The 13,224-nt window shown below is 48.8% G+C and carries 9 protein-coding genes; all 9 read left to right on the forward strand.

Annotated features, from left to right (window positions below; genetic code table 11):
- Positions 1 to 51 precede the first annotated feature (51 nt).
- The 9 genes from alaS to KB236_02305 all read left to right on the forward strand — a co-directional run bounded on the left by alaS (position 52) and on the right by KB236_02305 (position 13,156).
- Positions 52 to 2,691, forward strand: a complete 2,640-nt coding sequence (gene alaS, locus KB236_02265) for an alanine--tRNA ligase (GenBank protein ID UIF29602.1) — start codon at positions 52 to 54, stop codon at positions 2,689 to 2,691.
- A 194-nt stretch (positions 2,692 to 2,885) separates the two neighbouring features.
- The gene (locus KB236_02270; GenBank protein ID UIF29603.1) at positions 2,886 to 3,158 is read left to right on the forward strand and encodes an IreB family regulatory phosphoprotein; all 273 of its coding nucleotides are present in this window, start codon (positions 2,886 to 2,888) and stop codon (positions 3,156 to 3,158) included.
- Entirely contained in the window at positions 3,155 to 3,592 is a 438-nt protein-coding gene (ruvX, locus tag KB236_02275; protein ID UIF29604.1) for a Holliday junction resolvase RuvX, read from the forward strand. Before KB236_02270 ends, ruvX begins: the two co-directional genes overlap by 4 nt.
- Positions 3,593 to 3,600: 8 nt before the next feature.
- Positions 3,601 to 3,912 (forward strand): DUF1292 domain-containing protein, encoded by a 312-nt coding sequence (locus KB236_02280; protein ID UIF29605.1) that lies wholly within the window; start codon positions 3,601 to 3,603, stop codon positions 3,910 to 3,912.
- 202 nt (positions 3,913 to 4,114) lie between these two features.
- A complete protein-coding gene (locus KB236_02285; GenBank protein UIF29606.1) occupies positions 4,115 to 4,381 on the forward strand; it encodes a cell division protein ZapA in 267 nt (88 codons plus the stop codon).
- A gap of 1 nt (position 4,382) precedes the next feature.
- The gene (locus KB236_02290; protein ID UIF29607.1) at positions 4,383 to 4,913 is read left to right on the forward strand and encodes a CvpA family protein; all 531 of its coding nucleotides are present in this window, start codon (positions 4,383 to 4,385) and stop codon (positions 4,911 to 4,913) included.
- 30 nt (positions 4,914 to 4,943) lie between these two features.
- Positions 4,944 to 7,307: an endonuclease MutS2 gene (locus KB236_02295; GenBank protein ID UIF29608.1), complete on the forward strand. Its 2,364-nt coding sequence runs from the start codon at positions 4,944 to 4,946 to the stop codon at positions 7,305 to 7,307.
- A 120-nt stretch (positions 7,308 to 7,427) separates the two neighbouring features.
- On the forward strand, positions 7,428 to 7,742 hold the full coding sequence (gene trxA / locus KB236_02300; protein UIF29609.1) for a thioredoxin: 315 nt from the start codon (positions 7,428 to 7,430) through the stop codon (positions 7,740 to 7,742).
- 422 nt (positions 7,743 to 8,164) lie between these two features.
- A complete protein-coding gene (locus KB236_02305; protein UIF29610.1) occupies positions 8,165 to 13,156 on the forward strand; it encodes a phosphodiester glycosidase family protein in 4,992 nt (1,663 codons plus the stop codon).
- Positions 13,157 to 13,224: the final 68 nt, after the last annotated feature.

Below are 13,224 nucleotides of genomic sequence, written 5' to 3' on the forward strand. Positions count from 1 at the left end.
GGCGTCTTTACGGGCAACGGTGTTTTTTATACTTTTTTGGAGGTATTAGAGATGAAAGAGCTAAGTAGTAGTCAGATTCGCCAGATGTATCTGGACTTCTTCAAGTCCAAGGGTCACACCATCGAACCCAGTGCATCACTGGTTCCCAAGGATGACCCATCGTTACTGTGGATCAACTCTGGGGTGGCCACAATGAAGAAATATTTCTCTGGCCAAGTAGTGCCGGAGAATCCCCGGTTGACCAGTTCACAGAAGAGTATTCGGACTAACGATATTGAAAACGTAGGGAAGACGGCCCGGCACCACACGTTATTTGAAATGCTGGGGAACTTCTCCGTGGGCGATTACTTCAAGAAAGAAGCCATCACCTGGGCTTGGGAACTCCTGACGTCACCCGACTGGTTCGGCTGGGATCCCGATAAGCTCTACATGACGGTCTACCCTAAGGATACCGACGCTAAGAAGGACTGGGAAGCCGCTGGTGTCGCCCCCGACCACATTATTGCCGTGGAAGACAACTTCTGGGATATCGGTGAAGGCCCCTCTGGTCCCGACTCCGAAATCTTCTATGACCGGGGCGAATCCTTCAACAACTTAGCGGATGACGATCCCGAAAACTACCCGGGGGGGGAAAACGAACGCTATCTGGAAGTCTGGAACATTGTGTTCTCCCAATTCAACCATGAACCAGATGGCACCTACAAGCCATTACCCCGGAAGAACATTGATACGGGGATGGGTCTGGAACGGGTCGTATCCATCTTCCAAAATGCCAAGACCAACTTTGAAACCGACTTATTCTTACCAATCATCGAAAAGACCGCTGAACTGAGTGACGGCAAGAAGTACGGCGCCAACCACGAAGACGATGTGTCCTTTAAGGTGATTGCCGACCACGCGCGGGCGATTACGTTTGCCATCGGTGACGGCGCTCTGCCTGGTAACGAAGGCCGAGGGTACGTTATCCGGCGGCTCATCCGGCGGGCCATCGTCAACGGCCAGAAGCTGGGCATCAACGGGGCCTTCCTGGACCAATTAGTCCCAGTCGTGGGTAAGATTATGCAATCCTACTACCCAGACGTGCTCAAGCAAAGCGACTACATCGCTAAGGTCGTCCGTTCCGAAGAAGACCGGTTTGGTGAAACGCTGGACGGTGGGTTGAACCTCCTGAACAGCTTGATCGCCGACCTGAAGAAGCAGGGTGGTCGTCAGATTGCCGGGGCCGATGCCTTCAAGCTCTATGATACGTATGGTTTCCCGGTTGAACTGACCGAGGAATACGCTGACGATCAAGGCATTACGGTCGATGAAGAAGGTTTCAAAGCCGAAATGCAGAAACAAAAGGATCGCGCCCGCAATGCCCGGGGCAAGCAAAAAGCCATGGGCTTACAACATGATCTGTTGATTAACGTGAAGACGCCGAGCCAATACGTGGGTTACACGCAGCTCGAGACGCAGAGTAAGCTGACCGAATTGGTCGTCGATGACCAATTAGCCGATGAAGCTGTGGATGGAACGGTCGAGGCCATGTTTGACACCACGCCATTCTACGCTGAGATGGGGGGCCAAGTCGCCGATAAGGGTGATATCTACGACCTCGACGGCAATGTAGTGGCGCACGTGGCCGATGTGCAACACGCGCCAAACGGGCAGAACCTACACACATTGACGGTGGTTGCGCCATTGAAGAAGGGCACGACCTACAGTTTAAAGGTTGACCGGAAGTTCCACAGCAAGGTGGAGAAAAACCATACCGCTACCCACTTGTTGGATAAGGCGTTACGTGAAGTCTTTGGCGAACACACCCAACAGGCCGGTTCACTGGTTGAGGGTGACTACCTGCGCTTTGACTTTACCCACTTTGGGCAAGTCGATCCCGCTGATTTAGCCAAGGCCGAAGCCATCGTTAACGAGAAGATCTTCGCTGAACTCCCCGTCACGACGGTGGAAACGGATATCGAATCCGCCAAGAAGATGGGCGCCATTGCGTTATTCAGTGAGAAGTACGGCAAGGTCGTCCGCGTCGTCAGTGCCGGTGATTTCGTCACGGAATTCTGTGGCGGAAATCACGTCAAGAACACCAATGAAATTGGGTTGTTCAAGATTACCTCGGAATCCGGGGTTGGCGCCGGGGTTCGGCGGATTGAAGCCGTAACGTCCGCAGCCGCTTACCGGTACCTGCAAGGCCGCAGTGAAATCTTGGACGCCGTAGCTGGCGATTTAAAGGTCACTCAGGACGCCGAAGTTGAACAAAAGGTGACGAGCCTGCAAGCTCAGGTTAAGAGCTTAGAACAGAAACAAGCAGCCTTAGAAGGCAAACTTGCCAGCCAGGAAGCCAGTGCGGTCTTTGACCAGGTCACTGAAGCCGGCAATTACAAGCTGATCAGCGGGACGGTTCAAGTCTCCAAGATGGATCAACTGCGGGCTCTAGCTGATACTTGGCGGGACCAAGCGCTTTCCGATGTGCTGGTCTTGGGTGCCGAGGTGAACGGTAAGGCCAACCTGATTGTGGCGGTCAGCGCTGACAAGCAGAAGCAAGTCAAGGCTGGTGACCTCATCAAGGCCATCGCGCCAAAGATTAACGGTGGCGGCGGCGGCCGGCCAAACTTGGCCCAAGCCGGTGGGAAGAACCCAGCGGCATTGCCTGACGCTATGACCGCAGCCGTGGATTGGTTGAAGGCCCAAGACTAGTCTGTCGAGCAGCCAGGCAAATTAGCTTATGTCAATAATTAAACGTGTATAATAAAGAGGGAGCAGTCCGGTAGGGGCGGCTCCCTTGGTCATGCCAGTATTACGAATAGATTACATTAGGTATCGGTCGTTGTAGTTTGGCAAATTATCGAGTAAAATTGAGGCTAAGTGAGGAAGCGCGGGGGTGTTTTATAGTGAGTTCATTAGACAAAACGATGTATTTCGACTTTGACGCTAACCAGCCAAAGGACGTCCATGATACACTGGTAACGGTTTATCAAGCACTAGAAGAAAAGGGTTATAACCCAATTAATCAGATTGTCGGCTACCTACTATCAGGCGATCCTGCCTACATTCCGCGAATCAATGATGCGCGGAATCTGATTCGCAAGCATGAGCGCGACGAGATCATTGAAGAATTGGTACGCGTTTACTTGAACCAGAATGGACCGGTGAAGCCTTCATGAAATTAATGGGGTTAGATGTTGGTTCACGTACGGTAGGGATTGCCATTAGCGATGCGCTGGGCTGGACGGCTCAGGGGGTCGAAATCATTCCTATTGACGAGGAGTCCGAGGTTTTTGGGTTGGATCGTGTGGCCGAACTGGTCAGTGAACACGAGGTCGGCGGCTTTGTGGTCGGCTTACCTAAGAATATGAACAATTCGTTAGGCCCACGGGCCGCGGCTTCTAAACGGTACGGCGAGATGTTGACGGAACGGTTCCATTTACCCGTTGACTTCGAAGACGAGCGGTTGACAACCGTAGAGGCAGAGCGTATGTTAGTGGAACAGGCTGATACGTCACGCCGCAAACGGAAAAAAGTAATTGATAAATTAGCAGCCGGGTTAATTCTGCAGAACTATTTAGATCGGCAGGGTAAATTAACCCGAGAAAAGTGAGGTTTCCCATGAACGACGACCAAGAACAAATCACATTAGTTGATGAAAATGGCAACGAAGAGTTATACGATGTCTTATTTACCTTTGAATCTGACGATTTTGGTAAGTCATACATTTTGATTTACCCAGCCGGCAAGAGCGAGGACGAAGAAGTTGATATCCAAGCCTACGCTTTACCAGCTGACGATGATCCAGCTAACCCATCTGGTGGCGATTTACAATTGATCGAATCCGATGAAGAATGGGATATGGTTGAATCCGTATTAAACACCTTCTTAGCAGATGGGACGATCGATCCTAACGCTGGTAAGCAAGGTTAGTCATTGAGAAGATGAAAGGGCGGAGGACTTCCGCTCTTTTTTGTTTACAGCAGAATTGCCCCACTGTGGGACGTAAAAGGTGCAACGTGATGGGAAAGCATGGTAAAATAAAGTATTGTGCATTGTGGCCATTTTAATGAATGCGCTTGGCGTGGGTAGCCCGCCATGCGCGACCGCAATGCAAGAGCAGGGGGAATGAGAAATGACGGAACAGACACATCGCTTCAAGGCCGTTATCGCTGGCAAAACCTATACGATCGTAGGCCAGACCTCCGATGAACACATGCGTGCGGTCACGGAAGTGCTCAATCAACAATTTACGCAGTTAAAGCAATTGTCACCCGACTTATCGAAGGAAGATGCCGCCATTCTGATGGCCTTTAACGCGATCTCCGATCAGTTGAAACTGGCCGCGGCTAACGATGCCGTACAGTCCACGACGACAGACACGCCGGAAACGGGGGAATAGTTTGCTGTTAAGTTTAATTATTCTGATTATCCTGATCTTTGGGTTTCGGCGGGGCTATCGCCGGGGACTAGTGCTCCAGGTGCTCAACACGATTGGTTATATTGTGGTGTGGGTCGCGGCGCGTTTTCTGGCCAAGCCGTTGGCGACCGGAATTGGTCAGTTCATCGGCAATTTGTCGCTGAACAGCTCGGCCAGTGCGGTGACGGCCGCCCAGAGTAGCAGTTTTTTTCTCAATGGACTGGCATTCTCGGCCATCTTAACAGTGGGCTTCTTCATCGTTCACCGAATCGCATACGGCGTGAACAAAGTGACCTGGTTACCCGTGATTCACCAGGTCAACTCGCTGGCCGGGGGGCTGATCAACCTGGTCATTCGTTACGTCGTGATTTTTTTAATCTTAAATTTAATGATCCTGTTGCCCGTCAAAGGCTTTCAGGACAGCTATCAAGCATCACCAGTGGCCCAGTGGATCGTGAAGCAAACGCCGGTCCTATCGAAACAGGTCTATCACTGGTGGCTAACCGAACATTAATTCTGACGACTCGTTAGAGAGGAGCGTCCTATGAATCAGAAAACTTTAAAAATTATGGAATATGACCGCATTAAGCAAGCCTTACGCGGTTATTTAGTCTCGGCGGCGGGACAGCACGAACTGAATCAGCTGCAGCCGACTGCCGACGTCAAGCAACTCCAGATTTGGCTCGATGAAACCAAGGATGGCGCGGATATTTACCGCTTAGAAAATGGAATTCCGTTGCCTAAATTGGACGATATCCGGCCGCATTTACACCGGCTCGCCATGGAGGCGGCGCTGAACGGGCTAGAATTGGCCCAAATTAGTCGGGTCTTATGGACGACTGGCTCCGTGGTCAAGTTCTTCCGCGACCTGGCAGATAAGGAAATTGACTTGCGTCGGTTGGATCGGGTGGTCAAGGAACTGGTGACCTTGCCCGACGTGACGCGGCGGCTACGGACCTCGCTGGAGGGCGACGGCCACATTACTGATGAGGCTTCACCAGCCTTGCGGCAGATTCGCCAACACATCACCCAGACTGAGGCAGCCATTCGTAGTGCTATGGACCAGTACACGCGGGGGAAAGACGCCAAATACCTTAGCGAAACGATCGTGACGATTCGAGACGACCGCTACGTGATCCCGGTACGGGCCGAGTACAAGCAACGCTTCGGCGGTATTGTCCATGACCAGAGTGCCAGTGGGCAGACGCTGTTCATCGAACCACAGGCCGTGGTGGGCTTAAACAACCGTTTACGGCAAAATCAGATTGACGAGCGTCACGAGGAACAGCGTATCTTGGCCGAACTGACGGTGTTACTGGAACCCTATCAGGATGAAATCTTGCGTAACGCCGAACTCTTGGGCCACTTTGACTTCGTGAATGCCAAGGCACGCTACGCGCATCAGATTAAGGCCAGCGAACCGAAGCTGTCGCTGGACAATCAGGTAAACCTGCGGCAAGCACGGCACCCGTTGATTGACCAGCAGAAGGTGGTCGCTAACGACATCACCATTGGTCGCGATTACAAGGCCATCATCGTCACCGGGCCGAACACCGGTGGGAAGACGATTACCCTAAAGACGTTGGCTCTGGTCCAACTCATGGGGCAATCTGGACTATTTATTCCCGCCAACGAGAACAGCGTGATTGGCGTCTTTGATGATATTTTTGCCGACATCGGTGATGAACAGTCCATCGAGCAGAGTCTGAGTACCTTCTCGGGGCACATGGAAAATATCGTGGCGATTCTGAAACAGGCCGACGATCGCAGCTTGATCGTGGTCGATGAACTGGGCGCTGGGACCGACCCGCAAGAAGGGGCCGCCCTGGCGATCGCCATTCTGGATGAGATTGGGACGCTGGGCAGCTACGTCATGGCGTCCACCCACTATCCGGAACTGAAGGCGTACGGCTACAACCGGCCGGACACCATCAATGCCAGCATGGAATTTAACGGCGAGACCCTACAGCCGACGTATCACCTGTTGATTGGGATTCCGGGACGGAGTAACGCCTTGGACATTGCCTCACGGTTGGGGATGCCCTCGCAGGTGATCGATGCCGCCCGGGGTCTGACCGATCAGGATAGCCAGGACTTAAATGCCATGATTAGTGACCTGACGGAGCAGAAGCGCCATGCCGATCGCGACGCTGCGGAATTGCAGACGCAGTTGAAGGATGCCAATGAGCTGCACGATCAGTTACAGAAGCAATTTGAACAGTACCAGAAACAAAAGGATCAGCTGATGGCCGATGCCAAGCGTGACGCCAATCGTCTGGTCGATGAGTCGCGTAAACGGGCCAACCAGATCATTTCAGATCTGCGTAAGAAGCAGCTGGCGGCCGGGCACAGCGTGGTCAAGGAAGACGAGCTGATCGCCGCGCAGGGGGCCTTAAACGCCCTGCAACAGGACAATAAGCTGAAGAAGAACCGGGTGCTACGACGTGAGAAGACCAAGCACGACTTCCATAAGGGAGATAGTGTGCTGGTCAAGTCTTACGGTCAGACCGGGGTCTTGATGCAGCAGTTGGATGATGCCCACTGGGAAGTGCAGTTGGGAATCTTGAAGATGAAGATTGCCAATAACGACTTGGAAAAGGCCAAGGATCCGGCGAAGAGCAAGAAGCAGCCACGGGCATCGATTCGGCGGTCCGGGTCGAGCGGCATGTCGCCAACCTTGGATCTGCGGGGACACCGCTACGAAGAGGCCATGGCCGAAGTGGATCGCTACATCGATTCCGCGCTGTTGGCCGGCTACCCGTCTGTGACGATTATTCACGGAAAGGGAACCGGGGCGCTGCGTAAAGGAGTCACCAACTACCTGAAACGGAACAATCGGATCAAGAGTTTTGGTTTCTCACCCGCCAATGCCGGGGGCGATGGGTCGACGGTTGTCCGGTTTAAGTAAACCGGTAATTAGATTGTAAGCAATTTAGTTGTGATTTCAAAAAAGTCTGGTAGACTAAATAGTGAAGCAACAAGCATGCTGCTGGTAGTTAAATTACGACTTTGATAGGGAGGCAATACAATGGTTACGGAAACAACGGACAAAACCTTTGAACAAGATACTGCTAAGGGCGTTACCCTGACTGACTTTTGGGCAACGTGGTGTGGGCCTTGTCGGATGCAATCACCAGTGGTTGAACAATTGGCTGAGGAAATGGACAGCGTTACCTTTAACAAGATGGACGTTGACGCCAATCCCAACACGCCCCAATCCTTCGGCATCATGAGCATTCCTACCTTGCTGGTTAAGAAGGACGGCCAAGTGGTCGACTCCATCGTGGGTTACCACTCCAAGGATCAATTGAAGAAGATTTTAGACCAATACGTTGAGGCTTAACTCGAATTTAAATCATTTCGGGTTGGTTTGGTGGACGACTAGTGTTCACTAATCCTAAGTTAATTGGTTTTGTATTGGCAAGATATCACGAGAGACACGTTGCAAAGTTGTAACGTGTTTTTTGTTTACGATGAATATGTAATACGGCATAAAATTCTTGACGCTAGTACTTAGATTTATCGCCACGACCACGACCATTTGAAAAATAAATTTATGAATGCAGTTACTGTAAGCGCTGTGATATAGGCATATTTATAAATACGTAAAGGTTGTGTAGACATCGTGTACAGGGTTGGTGTAGTTGCCCAAATCGAATGAAAGTTCAGGTAAACTTTGCAATGTGCTATTTTACTTTTCTGAAAACAGATCGTCAAAATGGCTAATGATTAATTGCAAAGAATCTGGAAAGGAATTTGAGATTGATGACTACCCGAAGAAGACAATTACGAGCGACACTCGCAACGGCGCTGGTACTGATGCCATTATTAACGCCTGTGGCGCATGCGCAAACTAGTATGACCCATCAGGTTCTAGCCAGCCAATTAGCCGCGAAAGCTAAGACGGGGGCTAAAGAAACTAAAGCTGTGAATGTGGCCCAGAGTACCATTGAGCATACTGAAAATCAGCTGGCTTCAGGAATCGATGAAAAGAAAGTGACTTACAAAAATACCATTGGCGATCGAACGGTGATGAACACCGTTTCGGTTGACTTGAAGAATAAGACAACGGGATTGTATGCTGGAACACTGGACGATGAGAAAGGCTTTGGCCTGCAAACGGTTCGCGATGAAGCAAATGCTGCGATTAAGCATGGCCATCAAGTTGTTGCCGGACTCAATGCGGATTTCTTTAACATGGGAAGTGGCGAGCCATCTGGAAATGTGGTGAAAGATGGTGTCGAAATTCATGCAGCAAAGGCCGATAGTGGTGAAGCCTTCTTTGGAGTTAAGAAGAATGGCGACCCAATAATTGGTGATCAGGGGCAGTATGATGCAGTGAAGGGCGATTTGAGCCAAGCACTAGGTGGTTTAGGTATCCTCGTGAAGCAAGGTGTTGTTCAAACGGATATTCATCAATATGGTGATGATTTTGCTGCGCGTAGTGCTGTGGGAATCCGTAAAGATGGCACAGTTTTCTTTGTCACCGTTGATGGCAAACAGTCACCTTACTCGAATGGGATGACCACGGCAGAACTAGCAGAAACGATGAAAGATCAGGGAGCCGTTGATGCACTGAATCTTGATGGTGGTGGTTCAACAACCTATCTCTCGCGAACGCCCGGTGATGAGGGACTGAGCTTAAAAAATAAGCCCTCTGATGGTAAGGAACGTAAGGTGTCTAATAGTTGGTTAATTACAACGACTGAGAAATCTGACCATAGCTTTGATCGGGCACAAGTATCGCCTAAGGATAGTGTGTATACACCAAAATCAACGATCAATTTTAGTGCTAAAGGTGTCGATAAAGCTGGCTACAACGCAGAATTGCCCGCTAATGTCAGTTGGTCGTTAGAAGATAATCAACTGGGTGAGATTGATGCTAAGACTGGAACCTTTAAGTCGAACGGTAAGAGCGGCGATGTGACGGCTAAGCTGATCCACGAGGGTAAAGTGGTGGGGAAGGCAATGGTGACGATTGCAATGCCAGATTCGCTTACCTTTTTAAATAAAAAGATAAGTTTAAAGACGAGCTCGGTTTCCTCGTTAGGAATGACGGCCCGGTATAAGGGTCGCGATGTTACACTGAAAGAACACGATATTGAGTGGAAAGTACCTGCAGAATTGGGGACGGTTGATGCTCAAGGGCAGCTACATACAGCTAGCAAGCATGCCAAGGGGACGATTACAGCAACCATTGCCGGTACGAATACTTCGGAATCCATAGATGTTGAAATTGGCCAGTTACCGGTTGTACTGTATGATTTTGAAAAAGGATTGGATGATTGGAAAGTTAGTGATTCTGGTCGGGGAGAGCAAAATAGCCTAGGCCTCGCAAGTCCAGAGAATGGCCAAGTTCGTTTTGGGGACCATGCCATGGAAGTTAAATTTGATTTTACAACTGGTCAAAAGGGAACAACTCTAGGTGCTTATGCAGGGCCAGAGACTAAAAAGGAAATTCCGGGGGCTCCAACTGCTATTGGAATGTGGGTCTATGCAACGCCAGAGTCTCAAGGTTATTGGTTGAGAAGCCAGATTTATGATGGCAAAGGGACGCCTAAACCGCTTAATTTTACAGATCAAAAGACGGGAATTGACTGGACCGGTTGGAAGTATGTGGAGGCACAAATTCCGAAAGATTATCAAGGACCATATGCAACTTTTCCTAAACAGGTTGTTCGAGTGATGGCATTGAAATCGGGACAAGAAGGTGGTTCGCCACAAACTAAAGGAAGTATTTTTGTCGATAATATTCGCGCAGTTTATGGGGCCAACGTCGATGACCTGAAGAGTCCTATTGTTGATAGCATTTCTGTTGATGGGAAAACACTCACGAATAATGCACCGACAATTACCACCAAAGTTCACGACGATCAAAGTGATCCAAACATGTCTGGTATTGATTGGGAAAGAAACAAGATTTATGTTGATGGTCAGGATCTGACGAATGACAGTAGCAAGTATACCTTCGATCCGGATGGTACCTTTACGTTAAAGGGTTATCAATACGCTAACGGAACTCATCATGTGAAGGTGGTCGTTTATGATAAGTTCGGCAATCGAACGGATAAGGAGGCCTACTTTGATATTCAGGCAAATAACCAGACGGGAATTCGTTTGGAGCTTCAAAATAAGTCAGTAAAGCTGGGAAGTACGGCCGAATTTAATTTGGTCGCTGAGAAATTAACTAATATCAAATCGGGTGAGTTCACGATTAATATTGGTAAAGGCTTCCCAGTTAAGAAGGTTGATTTTGCCAAGGATTCTAAGGACAATACCTATGATTATGATAAAAACACTGGCATCTTAAAGCTACACATTAAGGACAATGGTGGAGTAAGTACGAAGGCCGCGGCAAACGTGCTGGCCCATGTTGTCGTGGATGTTCCCAATGGAACTGAAGCGGACGCCAAACTTAATTTGCAATTAACCCGAGGGACGGCTGAATTTGCGAATGTCGAGAACGCTGATATGCTCAGTTCATTTGCGTCTAAGCCTATGAACATCAAGGTTGAAGCCGATTATCGAGTGAAGTTGGGGCAGATGATCGTTACGAAGCCGGGTGAGTTAACGGTGACGGATGATCAGAATAAGCCAGTCAGTGACGCGGTCATTACGATGAAAAGGGGGACCAGTGAGACAGTTGAAGTGGGTAAGACTGATTCCCAAGGACATCTTCAGAGTGACAAATTAACGGCCGCTTCCGGGAAATTTATACTGTTTGTCAAGAAAGGGACTAGCAGTAACTTCCCGACGCATGCACAGGCCTTTGATGCCGCCAAATCTGATACACCATCAAACTTGTTAGCGGGATCAACGCAAGACCCGATGACGCAAAAGACGATTACTTGGTTTACAAATCCAATTGCGGGTAAACAAGCAGCGATTATGCAGGTGGCACCGACTAAAGACTACAAGGATAAGAAAGATGCGGCTTTCACGGATTATAAGGGTGAACAGAAAACTTTCACCTATGTTAGTGATAGCAAGGCCATTCGTGTTAATAGTGTGACGGCCAAGGGCTTGAAGCCGGGCACTGAATATACTTATCGTGTTGGAAACGGCGAGAAGTGGTCAGAAACCCGACAATTCAAGACGTTGACGGATAGTAAAAATCTGACGTTTAATATCTTTGGCGATACGCAAGTCGGTAAAACGTCAGAGCTAGATGACTTTAACAAGATTATTGAGCGGTTGGAAACACAGGAGCATCGGCCTGACTTTGCTCTACATGTTGGTGATTTCAATGACGATCAAGCTGTCTTTAACGAAGCCGATATCACCTCACAGATGTTTGATAATCATCCAATTTACGACTCTTTAGATATGATTCACGTTCTAGGAAATCATGAATACATGGGGGATGATGGTAGCAAGGCAACGGCAATGTTAGGAACACCCAGCCATAATGGCGCACCGGTTAACCGGAAGGGAACTTTCTCGGTGGACTATGGTAATATGCACATTGCTTCGCTGGGATGGACTAACAATGCTGATGAAATGAAGCAGGAATTGGATTGGTTACGTAAGGATATGCGCTCTTCTAATAAGACTTGGAAGATTGTTGCAACTCATCAACCGCCTTATAACAAAAACCCTGCCGATTCAGAGTCAACGATGTTCCACAAGATGTTGCCACCAGTTTGTGATGAGTTAGGTATCGATGTCGTCTTCAGTGGACATGATCACTCTTATGGTCGAACACGTAAACTCTTTAATTACAAGGAGAGCCAAACTAAGGGAACAACCTACTTGGCTGCAGGACACACGGGTGATAAGACCTATGATATTTTGCCTAATGAACCCGATGCTTGGAAGTACCTACAAAAGGATAAGCATCAAAAGGTTTACTTGACGGCAGAAGTTCACGATAAGCAGATGAAGATTATTACGCGAGATCCAGACGGTAAAGAGATTGACTCCGTTGAATTAACCGCGAATAAGTATGATCAAGCTGGGCCTAGTGGAAATTACGGTCAAGGTGGAAGCACTGGAGTCACTCAGCCTGATGCTAACACTGGAAGTCAAACTGAAGACAACCATTCAACCAGCTCAAGTGAGAACAAACCAACGACACCAGCAAAGCCGCATAAGCAATCACTTCCGGCGATGGTTACTGCTGTGAAAGGAATGGTTCTCTACCGTAAGCCAGATTTCTCCAAGTCTAACCAGATTCTGGGTTATCGTCATCAACCACAGATGCACCAGCCACAGTTCAAAGTTTTAGGAACGGCTAAGTCTAAGGCGGGTCGTCTGCGTTATCATGTTCGAGATGTGAATAAGAAGTCTAAGAGTTATGGTAAAACTGGTTATATCACAGCTAATGCTAAGTATGTTCAACCAGCCGAATACAGTAAGGCTGCTAAGACGATTACTGTAATCAATACGCACGGGTTGAGTGCTTACGGCAATGGTAAGCTAACCGGTAAGGCCAAGCACCATTATCGTCAAGGGCAGGTTCTCAAGGTGAAACGAATCGTTCACCAAAATGGTCATTACAGCTTCCAGCTGACTAATAAGCAGTATGTGTCAGCCAATAAGCAAAGTGTTCAAACAGGGAAACACATGGTTCCTAAGCGGGTTACGGTAAAGCATGGTATCAACCTTTATCGTGACGTTAACTTCAAACATAAACGTCACCATATCGCCGCGAAAACTGTGCTTAAAATTGAGGGTTGGGATTATTCAAATAATGGTATTCGCCACTATAAGGTTTCCGGAGGATACATTACGGCCAGCCGCACGTTTGTGAAGTAGATCAGTTAGAATAGATTGCTGAAGAGTCATTACATTAGTAGTGACTCTTTTGGCATTGCTGGGTAGTG

The sequence above is a fragment of the Levilactobacillus brevis genome (assembly GCA_021383565.1).
GTDB classification, from domain to species: Bacteria; Bacillota; Bacilli; order Lactobacillales; family Lactobacillaceae; genus Levilactobacillus; species Levilactobacillus brevis_B.

Excerpts from the sequence above, each read along its gene's own strand:
- alaS (UIF29602.1), top strand. The coding sequence starts at position 52 with ATGAAAGAGCTAAGTAGTAGTCAGATTCGCCAGATGTATCTGGACTTC.
- ruvX (UIF29604.1), top strand. The coding sequence starts at position 3,155 with ATGAAATTAATGGGGTTAGATGTTGGTTCACGTACGGTAGGGATTGCC.
- KB236_02280 (UIF29605.1), top strand. The coding sequence starts at position 3,601 with ATGAACGACGACCAAGAACAAATCACATTAGTTGATGAAAATGGCAAC.
- KB236_02285 (UIF29606.1), top strand. The coding sequence starts at position 4,115 with ATGACGGAACAGACACATCGCTTCAAGGCCGTTATCGCTGGCAAAACC.
- KB236_02295 (UIF29608.1), top strand. The coding sequence starts at position 4,944 with ATGAATCAGAAAACTTTAAAAATTATGGAATATGACCGCATTAAGCAA.
- trxA (UIF29609.1), top strand. The coding sequence starts at position 7,428 with ATGGTTACGGAAACAACGGACAAAACCTTTGAACAAGATACTGCTAAG.
- KB236_02305 (UIF29610.1), top strand. The coding sequence starts at position 8,165 with ATGACTACCCGAAGAAGACAATTACGAGCGACACTCGCAACGGCGCTG.